Below are 26,851 nucleotides of genomic sequence, written 5' to 3'. Positions count from 1 at the left end.
CTGTGCTGACTGCGGTGCGGTTCTCAATAGATCGAAGGTGGGGCAAAGCATGTCGGAAAGGATGAGCAGTCATGACGCCCCTCTGATATCTGATCTCCTCAATGCTGAGGAAATGGATCCGTCGGATCTCGACGCGCTGCCCCGGAAACTTCTGCGGCAGTCGTTACGGCGGCTCCTCGACGAGACCGGCGAGCCCCGTGGTCACTTCCTGTGGTTCCCCAACCAGACCAGCGATCCGGGAGTCGCGCCGGCCACCGGGCGGAGGCGAGCGGAAACCGACCGAATGGAGAGGGATGGACATGACGGGTGACCACCGTCCGGACGGGCGAAAGCCGCGATGACCGGACCGGTGCCGTCCCGGTCGGACCGCGCGCCGACCGGCACCAGGGTGGTGGCCTTCCTGGCGCCGACCAGCCGGACCGGGCGTACCAACCTGGTCAGCAACCTGGCCTGGATCCTGGCCCGGGCCGGCCGCCGGGTGCTCGTGGTCGACGCCGGCCGGGGCGCCGTGCGCGTGCACGAGCACCTGCGCATGTTCCACACCGACGAGTGGCCGGTCGCCGAGCAGCTCCCACCGGAGCTGGCCCGCTCGATCTTCCCTGTCACGCCGGGGTCCGCCCGGCAGTTCGCCGAACCGCCCGTCCTACGCCGGTACGCGGCCCCGCCCGGCCGGCTGGACGTGGTCTGGACCCCCGAGTCGGCCCCGTGGCCGCCCTCCGAGGACCTGGCCGACGCCTCCTTCACCGAGCTGCGCCGGCAACTGCGCCGCACCGAGTACGACATCGTCCTCCTCGACCCGGTCGACACCGACCCGACGGTGGCGAGCTGGGCGGCGGTGCTCTGCGAGGCGGTGGTGATCTGCTTCCCGTACCGCTACCCCCGGCTGCCCGAGGTGGCGGCGCTGGCCCGAGGGGTGAACCGGGCCTCGCCCGCCGGGGTCCGGCTGGTCGGCGTGGCGACCGCCGTGGACGAGCGCGACCCGGCTCGCGCCGGCCAGCGGCGGGACGCCGTCCGCCGGGCGTTGCGTGCCGCGCTCGACGAGCCCACCGGCGCGGTCGAGGTGAACCTGGTGGAGGTGCCGGGCAGTTCCGCCGGGCAGACCCTCGCCCCGTTGCTGGAGGAATCGCCCCACCGGGACCGGGTGCTCGCCGCGTACGGCGACCTGCTGAGCCTGGTCACCGACGGCGCGCTCGGCACCGTCCGGCCCGAACCGGAGTCGCTGCGCACCCGCTACCGGTACGGGCTGGGCCGGCAGGCCGCCGACGACCAGAGCGAGGTGTACCTGGCCCACCCGGCGCGCCAGCGGGCCTGGGCGGACTGGCTTCGCGCCGAACTGGCGACGGTGGGCGTGCGGGCCCGGCCGTGGCCCCCGGACGACGAAAGTCGCCGTCTCCCCGGCCGGGCCACCGTGCTGGCGGTGGTGCCGGCGGACGACACGGAGGAGCAGTGGCTGGCCGGGGTGGTCGGCGCGGTCCGCGCCGACCCGGAGACCGAGCTGCTGGTCGCGCGGACCGGCCCGGCTGTCGACGACGCCCTGCCCGACGAGGGCGTCCGGACGGTCGACCTGACCGGGTGCGCCGAGGAGCAGGCCCGGGAGCGGCTGCGCGGCACGCTCGGGCTGGCCGGCATCCGACCGGTGCCGATCGAACGGTCCTGGCAACCGGGTTTCCCCGGCGGCCGGGACGAACCGCCCCGGGAGTTCCACCTGCCGTCCCGGCCCCGCCTCTTCGTCGGCCGCGACCGGGAACTGGCCGAGCTGCGGGAGATGTTGCTGGCCGGCCCGGCCGGGCAGCCGGTGGTGGTGACCGGGTCGGCCGCGGTCGGCAAGACCAGCCTCGTCGGCGAGTACGCGCACCGCTTCCGCTGGGACTACGACCTGATCGTCTGGATCGCCGCGGGCGGGCTGCACGACGTCCGGGCCGCGCTGACCGAACTCGCCGCCGAGCTGGGTGTCGAGCCCCGGGGCAACCCGGTCCAGGAGGTGCTGTACGAGCTGGGCCGGCGGAGCGGGCAGTGGCTGGTCGTCTACGACGGCGCGGGGGACGAAGACCTGACCGACCTGCTGCCGAGCGGTTCCGGCCACGTGGTGGTGACCCGCCGCTCCGACGCCGACGCGCCACCGGGCGCGGTGACCGTCACCGTCGGCGAACTCGTCGAGACCGACGCGGTACGCCTGCTCACCGGGAGGGTGCGAGGGCTGTCCCGGGTGCCGGCGACGGCGGTGGTCGAGACGGTCGGCGCGTCCCCGCTCGACCTGCGACTCGCCTCGGGCCTGCTCGGGCAGGCCGGCGTCCTGCTCAGCTCGGCGACCGCGATCGCCGACTCCCGCAGCGCCGACACCGCCGTGCCGGCCTTCTGCGCGGCGGTCGCCGAACCGGTCGGGGAGCCGGCCGCCGCCCGCATCCTGCGGGTCGCGATGGCCCTGATGCGGGAGAACTTCAGCGGCCGCGTCGCGGTGGTGGTGGCGCAGATGTGCGCCTTCGCCTCCCCGCTGGGGCTGTCCCTGACGATCCTCGGGTCCCGGCCGATGCGGGCGCAGGTTGCACAGGGCCTCTCCGAGGCCGACGGCGCGATGCTGCGCGCCGACGGGTGGGAGATGGACCGGGCGCTCGCGGCGGCGGTCCGGTTCCGGCTGGTCGAGGTCGCCTGGGGGCGGGCCGGCGTGGTGCGGATGCACCCGGCTGTGCAGGCCGTCGTCCGAGCCGGCATGTCCGACCAGGAACGCGAGACGCGGCGCATCCAGTTCCTGCGCGGCCTGGCCGACGCGGCGCCCCGGACCATCGCCGCCGACTCCGCCGTACGCCGCGAGCTGCACCGGCACCTGATCAGCTCCGACGCGCTGGACGTGGACGGTCCCGACGAGGTCCGGCGGTGGCTGGTCGAACAGCTCGAACACCTCATCGCCCGGGGCGACGACGAGGCGCCGGACGCGCTGCGGCGGTGGCGGCCGGCGCTGGACCGCTGGTTGGCCCGGTACGGCTGGCGGGACCGGTTCACCCTGCGGCTGGCCACCCGACTGGCCGACGTCACCCGCTCGCTCGGTCGCGGCGCGGAGGCGTTGGAGCTGAGCCGGACGGCGCTGCGCGAGGGGACGGTGCTGTTCGGCCCGGACCATCCCTGGGTCCTGGTCACCCGCCGGGGCCTGGCCGGCGACCTGCGCGGACTCGGTCAGTTCCGGGCCGCCCTGGTCGAGGACCAGGCCACCTGGCGCGGCTTCCGGGACCAGTTCGGCAACGACCATCCGGAGACGCTGATCGCCGCGCACAACCTGGCCAACTCGTTCCACCTGGCCGGGCGTTCCGACGAGGCGCTGCGGGTGGCGGAACGGGCCCGCCAACGGCGGTCGCGGCTCTTCGGCGCGGACAACGCCGACACCCTTTGGCTGATCAGCGACATCGGCAGCTTCCGGCGGGAGCTGGGCGACCTGGAGGAGGCCCGCCGCCTGCTCGCCGAGGCGCACCGGCGGCGGGGTGGTCGCGGTCGCGGCGACGAGGACACCCTACTGCTGCGGATCCTGCGCAACCTCGCGATCACCGAGCGGCGGCGTGGCCAGCTCGACCGGGCCAAGGAGCTGAACGGACGGGCGTACCTCGCGCTGCGGCGGCTGGTCGGTGAGCAGAACCCGCTGACCCGCTCCTGCCGGCTCAGCCTCGCCGTCGACTACCACCTCGCCCGGGACGGCGAGCACGCGGAGCGGCTGGTCGAGGAGAGCCTCGCCGGCTACGAACACGACCTCGGCCCGGAGCACCCGTTCACGCATATCTGCCGCAGCCTGCGCGCGGTCGTGCTGCGGGCCCGGGGACGGCTCGACGAGGCGGTCGACGACGCGGAGAAGGCGACGGCCGGGCTCACCGCGACCCTCGGTGAACCGCACCCGTGGGCGATCGGCGCGCTGGTCAACCAGGCCGTCGTCGTGGCTGCCGTGGGCCGGCCGACGGTGGCCGAGGAACTGCTGCGTACGGCCGTCGAACTGGGCCGGGACTTCCTCGGACCGGACCACCCGTGCCTGCGTACCACCCGCCGGGCCCTGGCCGGGGTGGTCAGCGCCGGTGAGGTGACCGGCCAGACCCGCGAGGGCCGGGTGCCCTTCGACTTCGTCGACATGGAGGTGCCGGAGACGTGAGCGGACAGACGCCGGCCGACGCGACGGCCACCGGAGCCACCCCGCCGGCGGGCGAGCCGACCGGGCCAGTCATCCCGCCGGCCGGCGAGCCGACCGGGCCGGCTGGCGGTTCGACCGGGGCGGCCACCCCGTCGGCTGACGGCGGGCCCCGCCGCCGGGTCGACGTCACGCTCGGCACCCACCTCGACGGCCGCCGGCCGCCGGCCCTGGCGCTGTGCGAGGAGCTGATGGACGAGGTGGGCAGCATCTCCCACCTGGCCCGCTACCGCACCGGCACCTGTGACTTCGCCCTCGACGCGGGGGAGCCGCACGGCCCGCACGGTCCGCTCGGCCTGACCACCGACGAACGGCAGCTCATCGGCCGGGACGTGGTGCACGTGATGGCCGACCTGGACGACCAGCTCCGCCCGGCGTGCAGCGGCGACCTCGTCCGACTGCTGCTGCACACCGAGCGGGGCGCGCTGTTCAGCCTCTCCGTGCTGCGGGAACAGTTCCTGGTGGCGCTGGCCTGGTCCAGCGGCGCCCCCGGTCAGTTGCCGCCCGACGACCCGGCGGTCCGGGCCGCCGACATCGAGCTGGCCGGGCTGGCCAACCGGCTGCGCGAGGCGGTCAGCCAGCAGCCCACCGACTACGGGGGCTGGCTCGGGCTGACAGAGCCGACGCTCAGCTCCGGTATGCGGGACGTCCGCCCACCGTCCGGCTCGTCCGTGACGCCGCTGACCCCGGACGACTCCGGCCCCACGCAGTCCCCGCCGGACACCGGGCCGCCGGCCGTCGTCGCCCCGCCGCCGAAACCCCGGCCGGCCCCAGGGTCGGTGTCCGGCGCGGGGCGGACCACGACGCAGTCGGCGGCCGCGATCTGCCGCCGACACCTCGGCGTCGACGACCTGCACTACGTCGCTGTCTGTCGGGCCGGGCGGATCGAGACCGCCGAGGACATCCTGGACGACCCCCGGCTGGACCGCTTCTTCGACGACATCACCCCGCACCGGCGCCGGCACTTCTACGGCCTGCTCGGGCAGCGGATCGACGTCCACCTGCGCACCCTGGTCCGGGCCACCCACCTGGCCCTCGGCTCCCGGGTCCGCCGGCTCGTGCTCGACGTCGAGCAGGGCGCGCTGTTCTGCTACCCGGTCGGGCTGGACCGCTACCTGCTCGCGGTCACCCTGGACCAGCACCTGGTCTGGGCGGCCGACGACAGGGCGGCGCTGCTCGCCCGCCGGCTCGGCGAATGACGCGGGTGCCGCTGCGGCCGTCCCGGCCGGCCCGGGGCGCGCAGCGGCCCGCTGGGCGTCGGTGGCGGCCGTCCCGGTCCGCCGTCGACCGGACCGGACGGCGGACCGGGGTACGCGAGGCGGTGCTGCCGTCGCTGACGCGTACCGGCACGTTCGTGCTGGTGGCGGCGCTCGGCTGGCTGCTCGCCGAGAACCGTGACTGGGTCGGGACGTACCGCTCGGACGCCTACCTCACGCTGGCCGGGACGCTGCTCGCCGTGGGCCTCTACGCGAGCACGTACGGCATCGACCTGCGGGCCGCCCGTCGCAACGCCCGCCTGGTCGTCTTCGCCATCACCGGCGGCGTGGTGGTCAAGGCCGCGCTGATCTCGGCGGTGATGTACCTGGCCTTCCGGGAGCCGGCCTACCTCGTGCTCGGGGTCGCGGTCGCCCAGATCGACCCGGTGTCCTTCGCCGCCGCGCGGTTACAGTCCCGGATGTCCGCGCAGGCCAAGACGATCCTCTCCGCGTGGGCGTCGTTCGACGACCCGATCACCGTCCTGCTGACCGTGTACGCCGCCGCCTGGGTCTGGCCGCTGGTGCCCGCCGATCCGGCGGCGGCCACCGCACCCCCGCACACCGGGTTCGAGTCGTTCGGGCTCTCCCTCGTCCAGAACCTGGCCCTGGCGGCGGTGGCGGCGCTCGTCTGGTGGGGCACCGAGCGGCTGCGCCGGTGGGTCCGGCCCGGCCGGCTGGTGACCGCCCTCCAACTCGTGGCGCTCGCCGGGCTGGCCGCCTTCGCGGTCTGGCAGTTCCTCATGCTGGCGCTCGCCGTGGCCGGGCTGTTCTACCGGCCGCCGCTCGGGGCCGTGCTGGACCGGCTCACCCAGGTGGCGTTCCTGGCCGCCAGCTTCGCGCTCGGGCTGGTGCTGGTCGGCGGGATCAGCCCGCTGGCCGGTGCGGTGCTGGGCCTCGCAGCGGTCGGCGCGCACGTCGTGGTGGCGCTGCTGGTCGGCCGGCGGCTGCCCCGCTCCGACCGGGTCGACGTGCTGCTCGGCCAACAGAACGGGATCACCGCGATCATCCTCGCGTTGGTGCTGGAGCGGCAGTTCGTCGGCACGGTGGCGGTGGTCGCCCCGGCCATCCTCACCGTCAACGTGCTGCACGCCCTCACCAACGGGGTGCGCGAGGCGTACCGGCGGCCGGGCCCCGACGTGCCGCCGCTCAGCCCTCGACGGGGGTGAGCGCGGCCAGCAGCGCCTGCCGGACCTGGGAGCTGAAGTCGCCGAGGATGTCCTCCGCCTCCTGCTGCTGCCGGCCGGGCACCGGGTAGCCGACCAGCCCCCGCAGGCTCCGCAGCTGGTAGAGGGGGAGGTACTCGTAGACCACGTCGAAGATCCGGCAGATCGTGTCGAGTCGTTCCCGGTGGCGCGCGGTCAGTCCGCTTCCCGGCGGCTGGTCGACCGACCGGTACCACTCGACCACGGCGTGCCCGAACGCCTCGATCAGCGAGGTGAGCAGGGCGGTGACCCCGGTGGCGGCGTGGATCTCCGAGGTGCGCATCCGGGCCCGTACCGCCTGCCTGGCCCCGCGTCCGCCCTCGTCCTCCTGGAACGCCCGGCGCAGCAGCTCCCGGGCCGGGGTGAGCAGGTCCACCGCGGAGAAGGCGCCGTCGAAGAGGGTGACCACCGGCGGAGGCAGGGTGGCGACGACCGCGATGTGCCCGCGCCGCTCGTCACCGGCGGTGGCGAGCCCACGCTGGATCTCGTGCAGCTCCCGGTAGATCGCGGCGAGCTGCTGGTCGTTACGGCCGCGCAGCTCCTCCAGCGAGCCGGTCAGCACGGTCAGCAGGTGCTGGGTGGCCGACTGCCGCCGGTCGAGGCGGGTGAGGTGCGGCGCGACAGCGGCGAGCGGCCCCTCCTGCGGGTACCGCTCCTCCATCCGGGCCGCCATCGCCTTGAACTCGAGGGCGAACTGGTCGGCGAAGGACCGGGGGTGGTAGGTCAGCGGCTCCCGGCCGACCGCCTCCCGCAGCCGCTGACGGAACCGGGCCGGTGGCGGCTCCGACGCGACCAGCAGCAGCTCGCAGTCGCGGTGCGCGCGAATGGACCGGCACCGGCGTTCGACGGTGACGATGTCGGACTCGTCGAGCAGCGGCTCGGAGAGCAGGATCGCGCAGCCCACGTCGTTCGGCCCGATCGGCACCCAGTAGTCGACGCGACTGTCCGTGCCGCTGTCCAGGAAGTGGTCGGGCACGTAGGTGTCGTAGCCGGCGCCGACCAGGACCTGACGGATTTCGGCCCGGACGTTCAACGCGGTGCCGGCGTCGTAGATCTCCCGCGCGGTCTGCCGCACCATCGGCGGAGTGACCAGCGCCCGCTGGTCGTGGGCGCGCCGCCAGAGCCGGTGGCAGAGCGAGATCACCTGACGCGGCACCCCGTTGGTCAGGTCGACGATCTGCTCGATCGTCTGCTCGGTGAACGGCTCGAGTCGGCCGCCCTGCCGGGTCCGGACGTAGGCCTGCACCTCGGCGGCGGTCAGCGCGGACATCGTGATGTGTTCGGTGATCCGGTCGCGGACGTCCCGCCGCAGAGAGCTGAGCAGGTCGGGCAGCCCGGCCAGGACCAGGAAGGTGTTGGAGGCGGCGAAGACCCGCAGCATCTCCTTGAACGCGTCGATGGCCTCGTCGGCGCGCCGGCCGGCGGCGGTGAGCAACTGGTCCAGCTCGTCGATCACCACCACGAACGGGTGCTCGCCGTGCCCGATCAGCAGCGCGAAGACCCCCATCGCCTGGAGCGCCGTGCTCTCGCTGCTGGTGATCGCCTCGGTGATGCCCCGCTCGCGGAGCACGTCGGACGGGGCCGTCCCGCCGAGCCACTCCCAGACCGCGTCCTCGAAACCACCCCGCAGCAGCAGGGTGAGCGCCTGGCTGAACTCGGCGTTGTCGGTGACCTCCCGGAGCCGCTCCCGCAGTTGTCGCAGGAAGGCGCTCTCCATCAGCCCGAACATCTCCACCAGCGCGACCGGGTCGATCGTTCCGGCGCGAAGCTGCTCGGCCACCGGCGCGGTGGCGGCCGAGGCGCGTAGCTCGTCGGCGAGGATCTCGGCGTACAGGCCGCGCACCCGCTCGTGGACCAGTTCCCGCCGTTCGGCCAGCTTGTCGGCGAAGGCCCGGTAGAGCGAGACGAAGGTGTCCGGCGGGGCGTTCAGGTGCACCGACTGCACCGCGCCGCCCAGGCTGGTGGCGGCGTGCCGGATCAGGTGCGAGGCGAGGTGGGTCTTGCCGGTGCCGTAGTCGCCGACGATCGCCAGTACCTGCCCCGCCGACGTCTCCGGACGGGCCCGGACGGCGGAGAGGTAGCCGTCCATGGCGTTGACGGCCCGTCGGACGGCGACTGTCGGAATGGTGACCGAGGTCGACCCGGCGTCCGCGATCTGGGCGACGGCGCTCGACGGATAAGGATTCACCTCACCGCTCAGGTCCAGGTGGTCGAAGGCGTCCATCAGCGCGGATTCTCCGTCGGGCTGGCGATACTCATGAAGTATTGACTGATGTGCTGAAAGGTCACCTCATCCGGCCGGTCAGCTTGTACGCGGAGTTTCTCGTACATGCCGTAGAGTAACCGTTGAACCTCGCCGATGGACACATGCCGACGGAAGGTCGTGTAGTCGTCCAGGGCCTCCGGGGCGACCCGGGGGAGCGTCCCCTCGGGCACGTCGCGCAGCCGCCGCGCGGCGAAGCGGTTCGCGTCGTGCCTCCCCAGCCGGCCCACCTCCAGGTACACGGGCGGGGCGTGTCCGGCCTGGTCGAGCCGCTGGCGGCGCTCGTCCGACAGGTCGTACGAGGTCTCGGCGAAGAACACGATCCGCTGCCGGGCGTCGGTGGCGTAGCTGACCAGCTCCTCGGTCAGGTCCGCCGAGGGCGGCAGCAGCACGAGCAGCACCAGCTCCGGCGGCAGGCAGCCGGCCAGGTTGAAGTACGCGTCGTCGGGCTGCTCACGCATCTGGTGGACCAGATCCGAGACGAGCAGTCGCCGCTGGTACACGGTGTCGACCACCGCCTTGCAGACCTTGGCCCGCCGGTCGGCCATCGACTCGTTCACCCGCGCCTGCCGGGTCACGTCGACGATCTCGCCGCGCAGGCCGACGACGGGCAGTTGCTCCCGCAGCCAGTAGGCGCAGCGGTTGATCAGGGCGGTCTTGCCGCAGCCCTGCTCCCCGGTGACCACCACCACCCGGCCGATCTCGCGCAGGTAGGACGCGTCCCGGAACTCCTCCTGGCAGTCCTGGAAGGCGGTCTCGGTGTTGTCCACCGGCACGTAGAGCGAGAGGTGCCCGTGGTTGCGGACCGGGTTGAGCGGGTCCGTGTGGCGCATCAGCCCGGGTACCGCGAACGGATTGTTCGGTGCCTTCTCGGCCGGCTCCTCGGCGGCGCTGATCACGTCGCTCACCGGGGACCCGCCGACGTCCGCGTCCGGAACAGGCCCGGCTCCGCCACCGTCCCTGCCACCTGCGCCACCTCCGCCTCCAGTCGGCCCAGCGCCACCCGTGTCTCGGCGGCCAGCGTGGGCCGCTGCTGCGGGAGGCGGTCGTTCCACCGCGCCGTCATGCCCGCGCCGAGCGGCTCCCGGTCGAGCGTCTCGCTCAGCGAGCGCGGCAGCGACCACCGACGGTACGCCGCCGCGACCGCGTTGAGCCGGGTCGCCAGCTCCAGCCGCCGGTCCTGCACCTCGCCGTCGTCCGGGGCGATCCCCGGGCGCTGCTGCTCCAGGTCACGCAACAGCCGTTCGACCGCCAGCCGGTAGGAACGGGCCGCCGAGCGCAGTTCCTCGGCCTCGACCCGCCGGGTGCCCGCCGTGGCCAGCCGGCGGCTGAGCCAGGCGGCCAGCACGGCGCTGACCACCGCGAGGACCAGCGAGGGGGTGAAGCCGGACCAGGGGGACGAACCACCGCCCGACGACACCCGCTGCTCGGCGCCGATCAGGGCCCGGCAGGTCCGGGCGAAGTCCGCCGGCCGCGCGCCACGCCACCGCTCCGCGTCGCCGGTCCCGCCCGGGTTGCCGGTCCCGCCCTCGTTACCGTTCCCGCCCTGGTCGCCGCTCCTGCCGGTGTCGCCGGTTCCGCCCGGCCAGCTCAGCCGTTCGGCGGTCGACTCCGGACGGAGCACGCCGAGGGCGCGGGCGGCCTGGACCAGGGCGGGCCGCCGGTCGGCGGCCAGGCACCAGACGGTGGCCGCCTCGTCGACCGTGCCTGCACGGTGCCGCCGGTACGCCTCAGCGCCGACCACCGCCACGACGACGAGGACGACAGCCAGCGCCACGGCGGCGGCTCGCCGGGACGAACTCCCCGGCGGCCCCACTCGCCGACCGATGACGGATGGCACCCGCATAGCGGCTGACTGTAGTGAATGTCGGCGATCCCGGGTACCGCCCGCCCGGCCGGAGATCGGACCGGGTGTTCATCGCGCAAGCCGCGTCCCAGGTGAACCGGGTCGCCGTCCCCGGCGCACCCATGGGTCCACCGGGGACGGTCAGGCGAATACGGTTCAGTCCGCGTCGTTCCGCTGGCCCGCCGTCGTACCCGGCGGCTGCGACCACGGGGACGCCCCAGCGGTACGCCGAGGCAGCGGCTCGGTCGGCGTTTCGTCCGGGTAGCCGAGGCTGGGCGGGGCGGTGTCCCGGTCGTCCGCACCGACCGGTGACCCGAAATCGGTCAACGCGAAGGTCGGCTCCTCCGGCGCCGGTTCGGTCGCCACTGGGGGGACCGGCCTCGGCCAGCGCCGCCAGCGCTGTCCGCTGAACACGGCCATCAGCAGGGCCACGCCGATCAGGAAGAGCGTGCCGTTGCGGACCGGAAGCAGCAGCGGCACCGGGTCACCGAACACCTTCACGTCGTCCGGCACCCGGTCGCGCAGGTCGAACGGGGCGACGATCATGCCGGCGTACGTGGCGACCAGCAGCAACCCGGCCACCAGCGGGCCGAGTGGTGAGATGCGAAGCGTGCCGACCAGCCCGAGCAGGAGACCGGCGACCGCGAGGTACACCGCCGGCTCGATCAGGTTGGCCGAATTGAACGTGCCCAACTCCACCCAGCGGTCGATGGTCCGGCCCGACCCGTCCTGGCCGAGGGCGACCAGCACCCACGTGACGGGGGCCACCACCAGACCGGCGAGGAAGCTCCAGAGATGTCGCATCCGCGTACCGTACCGTCTCTGTCTTGACATCCTCCCCCGCCTAAAGGCGGGGGATTCCCTTGGTCGCCCTCGGGGTTTCCTGCTTCACTGCCGACTGCCCCGTCCGGGAGGTGTCCCGTTGAGGTCTTACATCGGCTCCACAGGCCGTCACCGCCAGCCCGGCGGCCAGGATGTTACGTGCCGCGTTCACGTCCCGGTCGTGGGTCGTGCCGCAGCGGCACGTCCACGTCCGCACGCTCAGCGGCATGGTCTCCGCGACGGCTCCGCACGCGGAGCAGGTCTTCGACGAGGGGTACCAACGGTTGATCACGACCAGGTCCCGGCCGTACCAGGCGCACTTGTACGTCAGGAGTTCGCGGAACTGTCGCCAGGACGCGTCGGAGATGGCGCGCGCCAGGCGGTGGTTTTTGAGCATGTTGCGGACGGTGAGGTCCTCGATCACGAGCGTTTGGGTGTCGCGCACGAGTCGAGTGGTCAGCTTGTGCAGGTGGTCGCGTCGCCGGTCGGCGATGCGGGCATGGATGCGGGCGACCGTGAGTCGGGCCTTGGCCTGGTTTGCCGAGTCCTTCTCCTTGCGGGCCAGTTCCCGTTGGGCGCGGGCGAGGCGGGTGCGGTCGGCGCGTTCGTGGCGGGGGTTGGTGATCTTCTGCCCCGTGGACAGGGTGATCAGGGAGTCCAGGCCGGCGTCGATACCGACCGCCGTGTTGGTGGCGGGTGCGGGGGTGATGGTGTCGATGCAGAGCAGGGACACGAACCACCGCCCGGCGCTGTCGCGGGACACGGTCACGGTGGATGGGGTCGCACCGTCGGGCAGTGGCCGGGACCAGACGATGTCCAACGGCTCGGCCATTTTCGCGAGGGTGAGCCGGTGGTCGCGGTAGCGGAACGCGCTGGAGGTGAACTCCGCCGACGCCCGCGACCCACGCTTGGACTTGAAACGCGGATAGCGGGCCCGCTTGTCCCAGAACGCGACGAAACCGCCCTGCAGGTGCCGCAGGGTCTGTTGCAACGGCACCGACGACACCTCGTTGAGGAACGCGAACTTCTCGGTCTTCTTCCAGGCGGTGAGCATCCCGCTGGTGGCGTTGTAGGTGATGCGTTCCCGCCGCTGCTGCCACGCCTCGGTGCGGGCGGCCAGGGCCAGGTTGTAGACCTTGCGGACACACCCGAATGTCCGGTTCAGCAGGCTGGCCTGCTCGGGGGTCGGGTAGAAGCGGTACTTGTACGCCCGCTTCACCGCCCTGCCCACCGTCCACATGCTAGCGAGCCGAGCGGTGACGTCTGCGGTGACACGCGGGCAGACCGACCTGCCCGGGCGGCGGGCCGGCTGTCCCCGTCCTGCTCCGCAGGTTCCGTTTCCTCCCCCATCTGAAGGCCGGAGTATCCACGAAAGGAATCTGTTGATGACCGAGCACCCCACCACACCCCCGGGCAAGCCGACCTCCTACTCCCGGGTCACCCTGAGTCGGATCATGACGGCGGTCGACGTCAATCTGTACGGGACCGTGCACGGTGGGGTGCTGATGAAGTTCGTCGACGACGTGGCCGGGGCGGCGGCGGCCCGGCACAGCGGCGGCACGGCGGTCACCGCCGCGATCGACGAGATCGTCTTCTCCGAACCGGTCCGGGTGGGTGACCTGGTGCACGCCCACGCCCACGCCCAGGTCAACTGGTCCGGACACAGCTCGATGGAGGTCGGCGTCCGGGTGGTCGCCGAACGGTGGGACTCGGCCGAGGACGAGCCGGTGCCGGTCGCCACCGCGTACCTGGTCTTCGTCGCGGTCGACGTGGGCGGCGCACCGCGTCCGGTCCGACCGGTGCTGCCGGAGACCCCGGAGGACGAGCGCCGGTTCCGGGAGGCCGAGATCCGCCGGGCACACCGGCTGGCCCGCCGCCGCGCCATCCAGGCCCACCGCGCCGCCTGACCGCGCCCTTCAGCCCACCTTCGGCCCACCGCGCCGCCTGACCGCTTGACCGCTTGGCCGATCGACCGTGCTCGCCGCGCGGGCCGCTCGGCCGTTGCCTGCGGGAAATGTCCGTTGGGACGCTTTACGCGCTCAGGTAGCGGTAACAGGGGTCCCTGCCCACACTTTGTGTGGAACGACCACACACCCGTTCCGAAGTTCGGCACGGAGAATGGCCTGTCGAGGTAGGGCAAGATGGCGTCACGGCCCATGCACAGTGTCGTGACGGGCCGCGGGGAGGGATGGAACGTTGCCTGAGGTGCTCTGGACGCCGCCGGCGGACGTGCTTGAGCGGTCGCGAATCGGCGACTTCCTGCGCTGGCTGAAGGCCGAGCGGGGGCTGGAGTTCGCCGACTACGACGCGCTGTGGCGCTGGTCGGTCACCGACCTGTCCGCGTTCTGGGGATCGATCTGGGACTACTTCCAGGTCATCGCGCACACCCCGGCCAGCGAGGTGCTGGCGGAGGCCACCATGCCCGGCGCGCGCTGGTTCCCCGGCGCCACCCTGAACTACGCCGAGCACGTGCTGCGGATGCCCGACCTGGCCGACGACGACCCGGTGGTGATCGCGCACGGGCAGACCCGCGCACCGGAGACGCTGACCGCCGCCGACCTGCGCGAGCAGGTCCGCCGGGTGGCCGCCGGGCTGCGCCGGCTCGGCGTCGGCAGCGGCGACCGGGTGGCCGCGTACGCCCCGAACATCCCCGAGACGTTCGTGCTGATGCTCGCCACCACCAGCCTCGGCGCGGTCTTCTCCTCCTGCGCCCCCGAGTTCGGCACCCGCAGCGTCACCGACCGCTGGCAGCAGATCGAGCCGACGGTGCTGGTCGCCGTGGACGGCTACCGGTACGGCGACAAGCCCGTCGACCGGCGGGCCGAGGTGGCCGCCATCCGGGCCGCCCTGCCGTCGCTGCGGCACACCGTCGCGATTCCGTACCTCGATCCGGCCAACCCTGACGGCCATGATTCGGCCTCCGCCCCGCTGGGCGGCGCTCCGGACCGAATGAAGGCCGCGCAAGACGGGGTGATTGGCTGGGCCGACCTGGCCGCGGAGACCGACGAGCCGCTGACCTTCACTCCGGTGCCCTTCGACCACCCGCTCTACGTGCTCTACTCCTCCGGCACCACCGGCCTGCCCAAGCCGATCGTGCACGGCCACGGCGGCATCCTGCTGGAACACCTGAAGATGCTCACCCTGCACCACGACCTCGGTGCGGGGGACCGGTTCTTCTGGTTCACCACCACCGGCTGGATGATGTGGAACTTCCTCGTCTCCGGGCCGGCGGTCGGCGCGGCGATCGTGCTCTTCGACGGCAACCCCGGCCACCCCGACCTCGGCACGGTGTGGCGGCTGGCCGAGGAGACCGGGATGACCTACCTCGGCACCTCCCCGCCGTTCCTGCTGGCCTGCCGTAAGGCCGGCCTGGTGCCGAAGGAGATCGCCGACCTCTCCGCGCTGCGCGGCCTCGGCTCCACCGGCGCGCCGCTGCCGCCCGAGGGCTTCACCTGGGTGTACGAGGCCGTCGGTGACCGCCTCCAGCTCCAGTCGCTCTCCGGCGGCACGGACGTCTGTACCGGCTTCGTCGGCGGCGTGCCGCTGCTACCGGTGTACGCCGGGGAGATTGCCTGCCGGGCGCTGGGCACGAAGGTCGAGGCGCGCTCGGCCGACGGCACCCCGGTCGTCGGCGAGCTGGGTGAACTGGTCATCACCGCCCCGATGCCGAGCATGCCGGTCGGGTTCTGGAACGACCCGGACGGCAAGCGCTACCGGGAGGCGTACTTCGACTTCTACCCGGGCGTGTGGCGGCACGGCGACTGGATCACCGTCAACTCCCGGGGCGGCTGCGTGATCACCGGCCGCTCGGACGCCACCCTCAACCGGGGCGGCGTCCGGCTCGGCACCGCCGAGTTCTACTCCGTGGTCGAGGGGCTGGACGAGGTCGTCGACTCGGTGGTGGTGCACCTGGAGGACGCCGAGGGTGGCGCGGGCGAACTGCTGCTCTTCGTGGTGCTCGCCGAGGGGCTGGAGTTGGACGACGAACTGCGGAAGAGGATCGCCCGGGAACTGCGTACCACGCTCTCGCCCCGGCACGTGCCCGACGAGATCCACCAGGTGCGGGCGGTGCCGCGTACCCTCTCGGCCAAGAAGCTGGAGGTACCGGTGAAGAAGATCCTCACCGGTACGCCGGTGGACTCGGCCGCTGCCAAGGGGGCGCTGGCCAACCCGGAGTCGCTGACCGCGTTCGCAGCCTTCGCCGAACGCCGCGCCACCGTCGGCTGAGCCGTTTTGGGCGATAACGCGGTGTCCGGCTGGGTGGACACCGCGTTATCGCCAAAACGCCAGTCGATACGGTCAGGTCGTGGTGGGGTATCGGCGGCGTTACCGCTATGTGGGGCCGGCGGACATCGCGGCGGTCGCCCTGCGGGGTGACAGGGGGCGGCTGATCCGGTCGACGGTCGCTTCCAAGTAGGCGGTGTACTCGACCGCATCCAGATGCGCTCTCGCCGCTTCATCAAATGGGCTGTCGACAACATCGGGGCCGACGCGGGTAACCGGAGGGTTCTGGCCCGCAAGGACGAGCTGATCGCCCATCTGTGTGGTGAGAACGGGTCGCCCGACTTCACCGTCTCCGACGCCAAAATCCGAGCGACTTTGTCGGTCAAGAGCGAGCGGATCAAGCGGGGCGAGTCGCCAACCCTGCCGGAGGTGCCCCCGCCCGCCTGAGTAGGCGGCCAGGCACGACATGTGAGGGCATCTCCTGCTGGGGGTGCCCTCCATGTTGTTGTAATGACCGACAGCCTCTGCCGCCCTTACGTAGCCCGAGGTCAAGGCTGGAGTCTGACAACATGGCGACAACACCGGCGACCAGGCGAGACGACATGGCCGGTCAGAGGGCATGCCGATGTTGCCGACAACATCGCGACAACATCTGACAACATCAGCAGCCGCGACAAAGACGGATGTTGGTTGTTGGGGGCACACACCCGGAGGGTGTGCCCCGACAACATCATCTGCCGCCAACAACTAACAAGACCAACAGAATCCGGAGGTATCCCGCGCTGGCTGTCTCTTCGCCCTGGCCCGAGGGGCAGCCTCGTTACTCCTGTGAGGTGGTCGCCCGGAAACCGGGGCGTCAGGCGTCCCGGCCGGTGATGAACCGAATGGCGGTAAGGACGAGGGCGAAGCCGCCACTGAACGCGACCCCGCCAGACAAGATGGCCTTGCCGATGCTCGGATCGATGACCCAAGAGATCCAGCTCGCGACCGTCCCGACCTGGCTGCCGAACAGGACGGCGATGGCCAGGCAGAGCGTCCGAACCATGGCCCCATTTTCCATGCTGCACCCTCTCGATAGGCAGACTCCTCCTGATGGAGGAGCGCTCTCGGGATGGGTGAGAATCCGAGCTGTTCATCTAATGTGGCCGGACCTCGGACGCGCCGCAAGCGACTGTGATGCGCGACACGAGTTTTGCTCGGTCGAATGGGTTGACATCCGCAAATCCTTGCCGAAAGGTGGGCGCGGCCCGGCTATGTCGGCGGGGGCGGGCCACACTGGAGCCGTCACGCCTCACGCCTCATCAGGTAGTTGAGCGCCCCGAAGACTAGCGGGGCGGAGCCGGCGAACGCCGCGCAGCCAGGGCCCGACCGATGCTCGGCTCGGTGGCCCAGGAAATCCAAGCGGCGTTGGTGCCGACCAGTGTGGCTGCCAGACCGGTGACGGCCAGGGACAGCAGGCGGACGGCGAAGTCACTTGCCATCGCGGGAACCCTTCCTTGTGCACAGTGATCCCTTGTGGATCTGTGGGTGAGGGCCCGCCTTGCTCCGCAAGATGCCGGGGCGTGAGCGCCCTTGTCAAGTCGCTCGTACCTAACGGACGGTTTAGGAACGTGAGGATTGCTCGGATATGGAGTCTCTGAGGGTCATTTAGCAGGGCATACACAGAGTGGGGTAGCTAATCGGTTGCCGGAAATTACCGGTAAGTAGTCGCCTCGCCCGTGGGCGAGGACTGGCCCCCCCGGGCCACGAGGAGGGACGGGGTGTGTCGATGCCCGGGAGCCCACGCGAGGTCCACGGCGGGCACGCGAGACGTACGGCGGGGATGTCTTCGGAAGCCTGCTGCGCCTCCGGCCCCCGGGCGGCATCGCGTCCTCGCTGGCCGCCCGGGGTTCGAGACTCAGGCGTCGCCTCGCGTCACGAAATTGAAGGTCGCGATGAAGAGGGCCAAGGTCGCGCCGAACGCGCCACCTCCGACGAGCAGGGCCTTGCCGAAACTTTGCTCGATCACCGACGTAACCCAGCCGGCGATGGTGCCAACCAGGCTGGCGGCCAAGATCGCGATGACCAGCAGTAGCAACCGGCTGGCGACGTTGTTGCCCATCGAGCGAAACCTCCACGTAGACACAGTGACCCTTAAATGGATCAGCCATGCCCTCCCTTGGGCTCCGCCTTGCTTCGCAAGATCTCAGACCGCGCTGCTCGCGTCAAGGGTTCGGGCGATATCCGCGCGGAACTCCAACCGTTCGACGAGGAAGACATCCGTGATGTTCGATGTAAGCTCTGTCGCTCCCTTCGCCGGCTAGGGGTGCGTACGTACCCAGCCGCCCCCGCCAGTTCGACGACAGGCAAGCGAGAGCCATCGGTGGCGCCATCGCGTAGCAGAGCATGCCGCTTATTTGGACGAGCACCCGTCACGGAGACCCCGCCACTCTCCGTCTGCTCTCTCTCCTCGGTCCAGGGGTGGACATCGCGGTTTGGGCGTCGTGCCCTGGCTGCTGGGATCGAGGAAGGTGCTCGGCCGAGTCGGGGGTGGAGGGTGAAGGTGAAGCGGCCGAGTTTGCATCGGCGGTACCGCGTAGCCCGAGGGCTGATGTTCGAGAGGTGCGGCGACGCCTGCCATCTCTGCGGCCATGCCGGAGCAAGGGAGGCTTACCACCTCGTCCCGATCCGGGACCTGCCGAACCAGGTGTCGAACGCCGATGCGATGCGGCCAGCTCACGGGGCTCTCTATCGCAACCGGGGCGGATCGGTTCTCCGGGATAACCGTTGCCCAACGTGCGGCAAGGCGTGCAACCAATCGCGGGGGCGAAGCCGTTGTCCTCGGTGGCTGACAGGCAGGGAAGGGGACGAGGACTGCGAGCCTCCGCTTGCCTGGTGGCGCCATCTGGCGTCCCTTTCAGGTTTAAGTGGCGCCTTTGCCCGACAAAATGATCTTGGTGCGGACGTCCGTGCTGGCGGGAACCTCTCTGGGCCCGCCAGTCCATCGTCCTGTCCGATCGGCCCGGTCTGGTGAAGCTCTCCGAGCAGCCAGAGCGCGGGCATCGGGTCACCGGCCAAACCTGATAGACGTGCCTTGGACGGCAAACCCAATGACTACCAAGATCCCCACGCTTGCCGATCTGACCGAGAAGTTCGGCGACAGCCTGGACGCGATCCAGGAGGCAGCCGACGCGGCGTCGAGACTGCACCTGAACGAGGCCAGCAAGATCAACCGGGCGGCGGGGCTGCGGGAGCTGAACGCGAGCGAGCAGCGCAAGTACGACGCCTTCATGGAGAACGTGGAGGGGCTGGACAAGTTTGTCTCGGAGCGGCGGCTCGCCAAGGTCGCGCAGAGCCGGGCCGCGTACAACATGGATGGGGTGGTCAACGCGACCCAGGACAACTACGTCCTGGCCTACGGCGACTTCTTCAACTTCGTGATCGTGGACCGGATCGGCACGACGATCGAGCTGATCCCCAACCTGATGGGTGCCAACGCGCGGCCGACCGGTCGGCGGGGGCTGGTGCTCTAATTCCGCACCGGGTCGGATGTGGTGGTCCCCAGCGCGTTCCGGCTGCTGAACGTGACGTAGACCGACCGCCCGGATCTTTGGCCGGACAACCTGGGTGGTCTACGAGGCCCAGCGGGGGAGCGAGCCCCGCCGGGCCTTGGCCTATGCCCGGGGTGAGGGCTCGACGCCCGGACAAACAGGCGTGGCAGTCCGGTTTCCTGGGTGCCGGCTGAGATCCGGGGGTATGACAACAGCCTCCGGGACCTCTCGGTGTCTCCGTGGGCCTGCGGGATACCTCGTCAGCCCTGCTCGTCGCCATCGGCCGGGCGGGGTGGCCGGTTGTGGCGAGCCCACTCGTCTACCTCGTCGGCATCCCAGACGGTCGTACCGATCAGTCGGGCGAGCGGTTGAGGGAAGCCAGGGCGGCGGGTGATCTGTAGGACTCGCTGCCGCGACACGTTGAACAGGATGGCGAGTTCGCCAGGCCCGTATAGACGCGGTCGCTTCACAGCCTGAACGTAGACATGACAGGTGGTTTACGTTCGCTACTTGACTATTGACAAGTAGGTAAACGGGGTGTTGTCTGGTTGCGGTGGCCGCTCGTCTGGGCGCTCACTCCCAGCGGCCATGGTCTCCGGGCGGCCACCCCCGACAATCGGCTGAGCGACAGGGGGGTGAAGTGGCCCTGCTGCCGTACTTGCTGGTCGTGGCTGCGGTGGCAGGTCTGGGGAGGGGTTCCGTCCGCCTGGAGCCGGCGGACGGGACCGCCCTGACGGCGTACGAGAGCGAAAGGTGTCCCTGATGGGAATCTTCTTCCGGCGGCGATCGGAGAACGTCGGTCGTCATCACCGACCGTCCCGGCAGCCGCCGGCGCGGGGCGGGCTGTACCGGTCGGCGTCCTGCGCGCCGCTGCGGCCCAACCAGGTGCGCGGACGCTCGTTCGGCACCACCCGGTTCGGGCGGCGCGGGTTCGACCCGGCCGAGGTAGGCGACTTCCTCGACCGGGTCGCAGGTGACCTGACCAGCCTCTACGCCGCCCTGGAGCAGGTGCGGGAGGAGAACCACCGAATCAAGGAGGCGCTGCGGCAGTGGCAGACCCGCCAGGCCAGCCGCGCCCAGAACCACGCGGGGCGGTGACGATGACCGAGCGTTTCGTGATCCACCTGCCGGTGGTCATCAACGACCTGGACGCCGCGCGACGGATGGCCCGGATGGTGGCCCGGTCGATGAGCTACCTGCCGATGGTGGACCCCGGCGAGACCACCGTCTCCCACGAGGACGAGCAGGGCGTACGGCATCGGGTCTTCTGCGACCGGTTGTTGACCAGCGGCCGGCGCTGCCTGCTCGCCGCCGGCCACGACGGCGACTGCTCCCGGCGACTGCCCCGGTGAGTCGTTTTGCCGATAACGCGGTGTCCGGCTGGAGGGAGACCGCGTTATCGGCGAAATGGTGGTGCCGAGAGGGCGGTCAGGCCAGGGAGCGGGTGACCTTCTCCGACGTGGTGCGGGAATCGACGCGGGCCGGGTCGAGGTTGCCGCAGAGGACGACGCTCGCGCCGACGCTCAGCGGGGCGAGCAGCCAGTCCAGCGGATCCGGGTGCCGGGCCGCGTCGACCAGCACGCGATCCCCGGGGGCGAGGCCGAGCGTGTCAGCGCGCCGCGCCGCGCGGGCCACCAGCTCCGCACCACCCCCGGCGTACGGGGAGAAGTGGTCGCCGTGCACGCGGACCTCGACCACGTAGTCGGCGAAGCCGGCCGGCACCTCGCGCAGCGGGAGGGCGAATGGGGCGAGCGCCAGCGCGTAGCGTTCCCCGGCCGACCAGGCGTCCGCCTCGGGTACCCGGTCGGCGGCGGCGAACAGCACGTCCACCGACCCCGGCTCCTCGGCCACCGTCAATCCCGCCGACCAGCAGCCGAGCAGTACGGCGGCGGTCTGCCAGTGCGGGGGGAGCAACACGCCGGCAGCGCTGCCGGGACCGGCGGCCACGTCGTCGACGAGCAGGTTGGCGGTCTTCGCCACCCAGTTCGCCAGCGTCGCACCGGAGAGCTCGGTGCGCTCCCCGGTGGCGTCGTCGTACCAGGTCAGCAGGGGGCGGGTCGGGTCGGCCGCGATCGCGTCGGCGAAGACCCGGGGTATGTCGTCGGCCATCGGGCGAAGGATACGCCCTCATGGTTCGTGCTCGATGACAACTCGAGGACGGCTGACCGTCGGGTCGCAGTCACCGCACGGGGCGGCGGGCGGCGTAGGCTTGCACCGAGTGTTGTTCCCCACAAAGGAGTTGCCCCGTGACCGCCGGTCGCCCGCCCCGCGTGCTCATCGACGCCACGAGCGTCCCCGCTGACCGTGGGGGCGTCGGTAGATACGTCGATGGCCTGCTCGGTGCCCTCGGCAAGGTCACCGGCTCGGGCATCGACCTGGCCGTGGTGAGCCTCCGCACCGACCAGGAACGTTACGCCCGGATGCTGCCCGGTGCCGAGGTCATCCCCGCCCCGGCCGCCGTGGCCCACCGGCCGGCCCGGCTCGCCTGGGAGCAGACCGGCCTGCCGCTGCTGGCCCAGCAGGTCGGCGCGCAGGTGCTGCACTCGCCGTTCTACACCTGCCCACTGCGGGCCGGTTGCCCGGTCACGGTGACCCTGCACGACGCCACGTTCTTCACCGAGCCGGAGCACTACGACAAATCCCGCCGCACCTTCTTCCGCAGTGCGATCAAGACGTCGCTGCGCCGCGCCAGCCGGGTGATCGTGCCGAGCAAGGCCACCCGCGACGAGCTGATCCGCCTCCTCGACGCCGATCCGACCCGGATCGACGTGGCGTACCACGGTGTCGACCACGCGGCCTTCCACGCCCCGAGCGACGAGGAGAAGGCCCGGGTGCGGGCCCGGCTCGGGCTCGGCTCCAGCAGCTACGTCGCCTTCCTCGGGGCGAAGGAGCCGCGTAAGAACGTCCCCAACCTGATCCGGGGCTGGGCCCGCGCGGTGGCCGACCGGACCGACCCGCCGGCCCTGGTGGTGGCCGGTGGCCAGGGGCACGACGACGACATCGACCGCGCCGTGGCCGAGGTCCCCGCGCACCTGCGCCTGCTCCGTCCCGGCTACCTGCGCTACGCCGACCTGCCCGGCTTCCTCGGTGGGGCGCTGGTCGCCGCCTACCCGTCGTACGGTGAGGGCTTCGGGCTGCCGATCCTGGAGGCGATGGCCTGCGCCGCCCCGGTGCTGACCACGCCCCGGCTCTCCCTGCCCGAGGTCGGCGGCGACGCGGTCGCCTACACCAGCGAGGACGCGGACCAGATCGCCACCGACCTGGCCGCGCTGCTGGACGACGAGGCCCGCCGGCTGGCGCTGGCCAAGGCCGGCTTCGACCGGGCCAAGGAGTTCGCCTGGGAGTCCAGCGCCGAGGTGCACATCGCCGCGTGGAGCCGGGTCCGGGCCTGACCACTCCGGCGGGTCGGTGCGGCAGGCGTCCGTACCGTGCCGGTTCGGGCATGATGTGCTGATGCTCTACGCCGTCATCCCGGCGGGAGGTAGCGGCACAAGGTTGTGGCCGCTGTCCCGCGCCGGACATCCCAAGTTTCTCCACCCGCTCACCGGCTCCACCCGGTCGCTGCTCCAGGCCACCGTGGACCGGCTCGCGCCGCTCACCACAGCCGAGCGGACCCTCGTGGTCACCGGGGCGGCGCACGTCGCGGCGGTGGCCCGGCAGCTCACCGGCCTGCCGGAGGAGAACATCCTGGTGGAGCCCTCGCCCCGGGACTCGTGTGCGGCCATCGCGCTCGCCGCCGCCGTGATCGCGGAACGCGACCCGGACGCGGTGATGGGGTCGTTCGCGGCCGACCACCTGATCGGGCAGCCGGACCGCTGGGCGGACACGGTCCGCGAGGCGGTCCGGGGCGCCGAGCGCGGTCTGCTGATGACGGTCGGGATCACCCCCACCCGGGCGGAGACCGGCTACGGCTACCTGGAGACCGGCGACCCGGTCGACGGTGGGCCGCTGCGTCCGGTCGCCGAGTTCAAGGAGAAGCCGGAGGCCCCGGTGGCCGAGGCGTACCTGCGCTCCGGCCGGCACCTGTGGAACGCGAGCATGTTCGTCTGGCGGGTGGACGTCTTCCTCAGCGAACTGGCCCGACAGCAGCCGGCGCTGCACGCCGGGATCACCGCCATCGCCGCCGCCTGGGGCACCCCGGAGCAGGACGACGTGCTCGGCACGGTCTGGCCGACCCTGCCGAAGATCTCGGTGGACTACGCGGTGATGGAGGGCGCGGCGACCGCAGGCCGGGTCGCCACCGTTCCCGGCGACTTCGGGTGGAACGACGTCGGCGACTTCCACACCCTCGGCGAGGTGCTCCCCACCGACGGGCGCGGCAACATGGTGCTCGGTGGCGACGCCAAGCCCGGCGTGCTGCTGCACGACACCGACGACCTGGTGGTGGTCGCCCAGTCCGGCCGGCTGGTCGCCGTGCTCGGCGTCCGGGACCTGATCGTGGTGGACACCCCGGACGCGGTGCTGGTCTGCCCCCGCGACCGGGCCCAGGACGTCAAGAAGCTCGTCGACGAACTCAAGGAGCGGGGCGAAGAAGGCCTCGTCTGAGCCTGGCCAGCCCCGGCGCGAGGAGCTGGTCGACCCCGTCGAGCCGGGGCGTGGGCAACCGGTCCGGCGGGAACCAGCCCAGCGCCTCGGACTCGTCGCTGACCTGCTCCACCGCGCCAGCCGGGGCGACGACCGCGAACCGGACGTCGTGGTGGAACGAGCCGCCCTGGCAGGGCACCGGATGGATGTCCACGTCGATCGGCACCGGGTCGATCCGCAGGCCGGCGATACCGGACTCCTCGGTGGCCTCGCGCAGGGCGGCGCCGGCCAGCGTCCGGTCGGTCGGCTCGCAGTGCCCGCCGAGCTGCACCCACTGCCCGAACTTGCCGTGCAGGCAGAACAGCAGCCGTTCGCCGGTGGCATCGCCGATCAGCACGCTCGCGGTCACGTGGCCGGGGCGGTGCGCCCGGGTCATCGCCACCGGCCCGGCGGCGAGCAGCGCCAGCGTACGGTCGCGGGCCTCGGCGGCGGCGGTGCTGGTCGGTTCCCAGCCGGCCAGCACGGCGACGGTGTCGGCGTGCAGTGCCACGACGCTCTCGGCGAACGTGGTGGTGTCGGCATGCAGGGCCACGGTGCTGTCGGCGAACGCGGCCGGGTCGACGGGCAGCGTCGCGCCGGCCTGCGCAGCGGCGGTACCGGCGTGCGGGGCGGGGTCGGCAGGCGGCGTCACGTCGGTGTTCGGGTTGTCGGTGTCGTCACGGGCGTCGGGCATCCGGACACTCTACGAGCACCCGTTCCCTACCCTGGCCGGGTGACACTTGAGCTGCTGGAATTCGTCGTCGCCGGCAACGAGGCGAGCGACCTGTTGCCGGTCCGCTCGGCCGCGCTGCTCCGCCGCCACCGGGCCCGCCGGGGCTTCTGGACCGTGCTGGACGAGGGGCCGGTGGAAGAGTGCCTAGCCCTGCTGCTGGAGCGGGAGGACGGCGAGTGGACCGCCGAACACGTGAAAGCCGACGCCGGGACGGAGAACCGGCGGACCGAGGACGGTGAGGCGCTGGCCCACCACGACGGCTGGGTCTACGTCTTCGGCTCGCACTTCGGCTCCAAGGGCGGGCCGCTGCGTCCCCGGCGGGCCTTCGTCGCCCGGTTCCGAGAGGACGACGCGGCTGCCGACGCCCCGCTGCCGGTACAGGTGGTCCGCAACTCGTTCCGGCTGCACCGGGTGCTCAACGACGCGCTCGCCGCCGCCGACCTGACCACCCTCCCGCCGGGGGAGCAGGTCCACGCCCGGTTCATCGTGGAGACCCTGGCCCGGGGCACCTCGCGGGCGAAGCGCTGGGTGAGTCGACTGGTCGAGGGCGACCTGCCGCTCAACATCGAGGGCGCCGCCTTCACCCCGACCGGGTCCGTCCTGCTCGGGCTCCGGTTCCCGGTCACCACCGACGGCGAGCCGATCCTGGTCGAGGTGACCGGGGTGGCGGAGATGTTCGCCGAACCCCGGGCCTGGCCCCGGGCCCTGCGGGCGTACGCGCTGACCGGGGTGACCCCGCCCGGCACGCTCACCGGCTTCCGGGCGATCGCCCCGACCGACGACAGCGGCTACACGGCGGTGATCGGCTCGATCGACGCGCTCGGCAAGGGCTCGGTGCTGCTCGACGAACACCCGCACGGCGGTGAGGTGACCTCCCGGCACGTCCGGTTCCGGCTGCCGGCCCAGCCGACCCACCTGCTGCCCGGTGAACTCGTCGCCGACCTGGCCCCGTTCCACCACGTGGAGGGGATCGCCGAAGCGGAAGGCCGGTGCTACTACGTCACGGACGAGGACCATCGGGTGGCGCTCTGGCTACGCGGCTGAGTCGAAGGACCCCGGTGGTGGGCCGGGCGACGGCCCCGCGAACGGTTTCGGCCGCAGCCCCTCGTGCCGTCGCCCGGTCGGCCACCAGCATGCCGAAGCGGGCCACCGGCCGTCGATGCTTTTCATCTCACACTTAAAAGCCGAGATCAGGGCCGGTACAGTGCAGACGGTCACCGGGTGGCAGGCCTCTCCGGTGCCCACGGGAGTGCTCCGATGCTGACAATCCACTTCTCCCGCGAGGACGTCCTCCGTACCCGGGTGGCGCGCTCGGCGGACCCGCTGTGGGAACTGGTCCTCAGCCTGCACCTGTTGCAGCAGCGGCACGCCGATCCGCTGGTCAACGGCTGGCGGCGGGCCGTCACCGCCCGGCTGCGCCAGGATCAGGACGCCGAACGGCTGCGGCTGCTGCTCAGCCTGAACCCGCCGAAGGGCTACTTTCCCGACTTCCTCACGCCGTACCAGAGTGTGGACGGGTTCGAGGCCGGGCTGGACGCCGTCCGCACCACCTCGCCGGAGCTGCTCCGGCGGGACCTGATCATGCTGGCGGGCGGCCGGGAACTGCCCGCCCCGGCGGCCGCGCTGGCCCGCGGGGAACCGGAGGCGCTGCACCACCTCACCGACTCGTTGCAGCGGTACCGGTCGTTGGCGCTGTGCCCGTACTGGGGTCGGATCCAGGCCGCGGTGGAGGCCGACCGTACCCGCCGGGCCCGGGCCATGCTCGACGGCGGTGCGGAGGGGCTGCTGGAGAGCCTGCGCCCGGCGATGCGCTGGGACTCCGGCGTGCTGACGGTCCCCGACTACCCGACCAGCCGGGCACTGCACCTCGACGGCCGGGGACTGCTGCTGGTGCCGTCCTTCTTCTGCGCCCGTACCCCGGTCGCCCTGCTCGACCCGACCAGACCGCCGGTGCTGGTCTATCCGGTGGAGCGGCTCGGCGCGCTGGTCCCGGCCGCCGGTCCGGCCGGTGACGACGACCGGTCCACGCTCACCGCGCTGCTCGGCCGGACCAGGGCGGCGGTGCTGGCGGCCAGCGACGACGGTTTGACCACCGGTGAGGTGGCCCGCCGCTTGGCGGTCTCCCCGGCCGCGGTCAGCCAGCACACCACCGTGCTCCGCAACGCCGGTCTGCTGGTCAGCCACCGGGACCGCAACACCGTCCTGCACACGCTGACTCCACTCGGCCGCGCCCTCCTCGACGGCTGACTCACA

The 26,851-nt window shown here is 71.9% G+C and carries 23 protein-coding genes; 13 read left to right on the top strand and 10 right to left on the bottom strand.

What is annotated here, in order from left to right:
* The first annotated feature begins 337 nt into the window (after nt 1–337).
* From fxsT to GA0074692_RS20170, 3 genes are read left to right on the top strand one after another with little or no spacing between them, the layout of a single operon-like run.
* Complete coding sequence (gene fxsT / locus GA0074692_RS20180; RefSeq protein ID WP_091646756.1) at nt 338–4,123, top strand: FxSxx-COOH system tetratricopeptide repeat protein; 3,786 nt, start codon at nt 338–340, stop codon at nt 4,121–4,123.
* On the top strand, nt 4,120–5,358 hold the full coding sequence (locus GA0074692_RS20175) for a hypothetical protein (protein WP_091646755.1): 1,239 nt from the start codon (nt 4,120–4,122) through the stop codon (nt 5,356–5,358). The genes fxsT and GA0074692_RS20175 overlap by 4 nt, the downstream gene beginning before the upstream one ends.
* Nucleotides 5,355–6,581 (top strand): cation:proton antiporter, encoded by a 1,227-nt coding sequence (locus GA0074692_RS20170; RefSeq protein WP_091646754.1) that lies wholly within the window; start codon nt 5,355–5,357, stop codon nt 6,579–6,581. Before GA0074692_RS20175 ends, GA0074692_RS20170 begins: the two co-directional genes overlap by 4 nt.
* Here GA0074692_RS20170 and GA0074692_RS20165 read toward each other — a convergent pair.
* The 5 genes from GA0074692_RS20165 to GA0074692_RS20145 all read right to left on the bottom strand — a co-directional run bounded on the left by GA0074692_RS20165 (nt 6,562) and on the right by GA0074692_RS20145 (nt 12,779).
* Nucleotides 6,562–8,841 (bottom strand): BREX system ATP-binding domain-containing protein, encoded by a 2,280-nt coding sequence (locus GA0074692_RS20165; RefSeq protein WP_091646753.1) that lies wholly within the window; start codon nt 8,839–8,841, stop codon nt 6,562–6,564. The two genes, GA0074692_RS20170 and GA0074692_RS20165, sit on opposite strands and share 20 nt — an antisense overlap.
* Complete coding sequence (locus GA0074692_RS20160) at nt 8,841–9,788, bottom strand: P-loop NTPase family protein (RefSeq protein ID WP_091646752.1); 948 nt, start codon at nt 9,786–9,788, stop codon at nt 8,841–8,843. Before GA0074692_RS20160 ends, GA0074692_RS20165 begins: the two co-directional genes overlap by 1 nt.
* Nucleotides 9,785–10,726, bottom strand: a complete 942-nt coding sequence (locus GA0074692_RS34865) for a hypothetical protein (protein WP_176738520.1) — start codon at nt 10,724–10,726, stop codon at nt 9,785–9,787. Before GA0074692_RS34865 ends, GA0074692_RS20160 begins: the two co-directional genes overlap by 4 nt.
* A gap of 156 nt (nt 10,727–10,882) precedes the next feature.
* The gene (locus GA0074692_RS20150; protein ID WP_091646750.1) at nt 10,883–11,530 is read right to left on the bottom strand and encodes a hypothetical protein; all 648 of its coding nucleotides are present in this window, start codon (nt 11,528–11,530) and stop codon (nt 10,883–10,885) included.
* 40 nt (nt 11,531–11,570) lie between these two features.
* Nucleotides 11,571–12,779: an RNA-guided endonuclease InsQ/TnpB family protein gene (locus GA0074692_RS20145; protein ID WP_091653801.1), complete on the bottom strand. Its 1,209-nt coding sequence runs from the start codon at nt 12,777–12,779 to the stop codon at nt 11,571–11,573.
* 154 nt (nt 12,780–12,933) lie between these two features.
* Here GA0074692_RS20145 and GA0074692_RS20140 point away from each other — a divergent pair, with 154 nt between their 5' ends.
* The 3 genes from GA0074692_RS20140 (at nt 12,934) to GA0074692_RS20130 (ending at nt 16,219) form a co-directional block, all read left to right on the top strand.
* Nucleotides 12,934–13,455, top strand: coding sequence for an acyl-CoA thioesterase (locus tag GA0074692_RS20140; protein WP_091646749.1), 522 nt, complete (start codon nt 12,934–12,936; stop codon nt 13,453–13,455).
* 289 nt (nt 13,456–13,744) lie between these two features.
* Entirely contained in the window at nt 13,745–15,775 is a 2,031-nt protein-coding gene (locus GA0074692_RS20135; protein WP_091646748.1) for an acetoacetate--CoA ligase, read from the top strand.
* A 213-nt stretch (nt 15,776–15,988) separates the two neighbouring features.
* Entirely contained in the window at nt 15,989–16,219 is a 231-nt protein-coding gene (locus GA0074692_RS20130; protein ID WP_091646747.1) for a hypothetical protein, read from the top strand.
* 409 nt (nt 16,220–16,628) lie between these two features.
* Here the strand turns inward: GA0074692_RS20130 and GA0074692_RS20125 are convergent, their stop codons facing one another.
* The 3 genes from GA0074692_RS20125 to GA0074692_RS20120 all read right to left on the bottom strand — a co-directional run bounded on the left by GA0074692_RS20125 (nt 16,629) and on the right by GA0074692_RS20120 (nt 17,873).
* Complete coding sequence (locus GA0074692_RS20125; protein ID WP_091646746.1) at nt 16,629–16,817, bottom strand: hypothetical protein; 189 nt, start codon at nt 16,815–16,817, stop codon at nt 16,629–16,631.
* A 280-nt stretch (nt 16,818–17,097) separates the two neighbouring features.
* Nucleotides 17,098–17,253 carry a hypothetical protein gene (locus GA0074692_RS34860; protein ID WP_176738518.1) on the bottom strand — a complete coding sequence of 52 codons (156 nt, stop codon included), beginning with the start codon at nt 17,251–17,253 and terminating at the stop codon, nt 17,098–17,100.
* A 416-nt stretch (nt 17,254–17,669) separates the two neighbouring features.
* Nucleotides 17,670–17,873 (bottom strand): hypothetical protein, encoded by a 204-nt coding sequence (locus GA0074692_RS20120; protein WP_091646745.1) that lies wholly within the window; start codon nt 17,871–17,873, stop codon nt 17,670–17,672.
* Between the two features lie 988 nt (nt 17,874–18,861).
* Between GA0074692_RS20120 and GA0074692_RS34855 the strand changes: the two genes are divergently transcribed.
* The 3 genes from GA0074692_RS34855 (at nt 18,862) to GA0074692_RS20095 (ending at nt 20,654) form a co-directional block, all read left to right on the top strand.
* Nucleotides 18,862–19,284 carry a hypothetical protein gene (locus GA0074692_RS34855; RefSeq protein WP_176738517.1) on the top strand — a complete coding sequence of 141 codons (423 nt, stop codon included), beginning with the start codon at nt 18,862–18,864 and terminating at the stop codon, nt 19,282–19,284.
* A gap of 780 nt (nt 19,285–20,064) precedes the next feature.
* The gene (locus tag GA0074692_RS20100) at nt 20,065–20,400 is read left to right on the top strand and encodes a DivIVA domain-containing protein (RefSeq protein WP_091646743.1); all 336 of its coding nucleotides are present in this window, start codon (nt 20,065–20,067) and stop codon (nt 20,398–20,400) included.
* 2 nt (nt 20,401–20,402) lie between these two features.
* On the top strand, nt 20,403–20,654 hold the full coding sequence (locus tag GA0074692_RS20095; protein ID WP_091646742.1) for a hypothetical protein: 252 nt from the start codon (nt 20,403–20,405) through the stop codon (nt 20,652–20,654).
* A gap of 76 nt (nt 20,655–20,730) precedes the next feature.
* Here the strand turns inward: GA0074692_RS20095 and GA0074692_RS20090 are convergent, their stop codons facing one another.
* Nucleotides 20,731–21,411 (bottom strand): TIGR03089 family protein, encoded by a 681-nt coding sequence (locus GA0074692_RS20090; RefSeq protein WP_091646741.1) that lies wholly within the window; start codon nt 21,409–21,411, stop codon nt 20,731–20,733.
* Nucleotides 21,412–21,548: 137 nt separating this feature from the next.
* Here GA0074692_RS20090 and GA0074692_RS20085 point away from each other — a divergent pair, with 137 nt between their 5' ends.
* Nucleotides 21,549–22,694 carry a glycosyltransferase family 4 protein gene (locus GA0074692_RS20085; RefSeq protein ID WP_091646740.1) on the top strand — a complete coding sequence of 382 codons (1,146 nt, stop codon included), beginning with the start codon at nt 21,549–21,551 and terminating at the stop codon, nt 22,692–22,694.
* 61 nt (nt 22,695–22,755) lie between these two features.
* The gene (locus tag GA0074692_RS20080; RefSeq protein ID WP_091653798.1) at nt 22,756–23,847 is read left to right on the top strand and encodes a mannose-1-phosphate guanylyltransferase; all 1,092 of its coding nucleotides are present in this window, start codon (nt 22,756–22,758) and stop codon (nt 23,845–23,847) included.
* Here the strand turns inward: GA0074692_RS20080 and GA0074692_RS20075 are convergent.
* Complete coding sequence (locus tag GA0074692_RS20075) at nt 23,816–24,412, bottom strand: NUDIX hydrolase (RefSeq protein WP_425413396.1); 597 nt, start codon at nt 24,410–24,412, stop codon at nt 23,816–23,818. The genes GA0074692_RS20080 and GA0074692_RS20075 overlap by 32 nt on opposite strands.
* A 186-nt stretch (nt 24,413–24,598) precedes the next feature.
* On the opposite strand from GA0074692_RS20075, the gene GA0074692_RS20070 reads away from it, so the two are divergent.
* Together GA0074692_RS20070 and GA0074692_RS20065 are read left to right on the top strand one after the other, a co-directional pair.
* Nucleotides 24,599–25,642 carry a hypothetical protein gene (locus GA0074692_RS20070; RefSeq protein ID WP_091646738.1) on the top strand — a complete coding sequence of 348 codons (1,044 nt, stop codon included), beginning with the start codon at nt 24,599–24,601 and terminating at the stop codon, nt 25,640–25,642.
* A 213-nt stretch (nt 25,643–25,855) separates the two neighbouring features.
* Complete coding sequence (locus tag GA0074692_RS20065; RefSeq protein WP_091646737.1) at nt 25,856–26,845, top strand: ArsR/SmtB family transcription factor; 990 nt, start codon at nt 25,856–25,858, stop codon at nt 26,843–26,845.
* Nucleotides 26,846–26,851: the final 6 nt, after the last annotated feature.

Origin of the sequence: Micromonospora pallida, from assembly GCF_900090325.1 — a bacterium.
Lineage (GTDB): Bacteria > Actinomycetota > Actinomycetes > Mycobacteriales > Micromonosporaceae > Micromonospora > Micromonospora pallida.
This window is presented reverse-complemented; position numbering and strand designations above follow the sequence as displayed.

What these genes read in the sequence shown, in the direction of transcription:
- GA0074692_RS20130 (WP_091646747.1), top strand. Translation starts at nt 15,989, where the DNA reads ATGCGCTCTCGCCGCTTCATCAAATGGGCTGTCGACAACATCGGGGCC.
- GA0074692_RS20165 (WP_091646753.1), bottom strand. Translation starts at nt 8,841, where the DNA reads ATGGACGCCTTCGACCACCTGGACCTGAGCGGTGAGGTGAATCCTTAT.
- GA0074692_RS20125 (WP_091646746.1), bottom strand. Translation starts at nt 16,817, where the DNA reads ATGGTTCGGACGCTCTGCCTGGCCATCGCCGTCCTGTTCGGCAGCCAG.
- GA0074692_RS20095 (WP_091646742.1), top strand. Translation starts at nt 20,403, where the DNA reads ATGACCGAGCGTTTCGTGATCCACCTGCCGGTGGTCATCAACGACCTG.
- GA0074692_RS20100 (WP_091646743.1), top strand. Translation starts at nt 20,065, where the DNA reads ATGGGAATCTTCTTCCGGCGGCGATCGGAGAACGTCGGTCGTCATCAC.
- GA0074692_RS34865 (WP_176738520.1), bottom strand. Translation starts at nt 10,726, where the DNA reads ATGCGGGTGCCATCCGTCATCGGTCGGCGAGTGGGGCCGCCGGGGAGT.
- GA0074692_RS20140 (WP_091646749.1), top strand. Translation starts at nt 12,934, where the DNA reads ATGACCGAGCACCCCACCACACCCCCGGGCAAGCCGACCTCCTACTCC.
- GA0074692_RS20150 (WP_091646750.1), bottom strand. Translation starts at nt 11,530, where the DNA reads ATGCGACATCTCTGGAGCTTCCTCGCCGGTCTGGTGGTGGCCCCCGTC.
- GA0074692_RS20080 (WP_091653798.1), top strand. Translation starts at nt 22,756, where the DNA reads ATGCTCTACGCCGTCATCCCGGCGGGAGGTAGCGGCACAAGGTTGTGG.
- GA0074692_RS20120 (WP_091646745.1), bottom strand. Translation starts at nt 17,873, where the DNA reads ATGGGCAACAACGTCGCCAGCCGGTTGCTACTGCTGGTCATCGCGATC.
- GA0074692_RS34860 (WP_176738518.1), bottom strand. Translation starts at nt 17,253, where the DNA reads ATGGCAAGTGACTTCGCCGTCCGCCTGCTGTCCCTGGCCGTCACCGGT.
- GA0074692_RS34855 (WP_176738517.1), top strand. Translation starts at nt 18,862, where the DNA reads ATGACTACCAAGATCCCCACGCTTGCCGATCTGACCGAGAAGTTCGGC.
- GA0074692_RS20170 (WP_091646754.1), top strand. Translation starts at nt 5,355, where the DNA reads ATGACGCGGGTGCCGCTGCGGCCGTCCCGGCCGGCCCGGGGCGCGCAG.
- fxsT (WP_091646756.1), top strand. Translation starts at nt 338, where the DNA reads ATGACCGGACCGGTGCCGTCCCGGTCGGACCGCGCGCCGACCGGCACC.
- GA0074692_RS20090 (WP_091646741.1), bottom strand. Translation starts at nt 21,411, where the DNA reads ATGGCCGACGACATACCCCGGGTCTTCGCCGACGCGATCGCGGCCGAC.
- GA0074692_RS20065 (WP_091646737.1), top strand. Translation starts at nt 25,856, where the DNA reads ATGCTGACAATCCACTTCTCCCGCGAGGACGTCCTCCGTACCCGGGTG.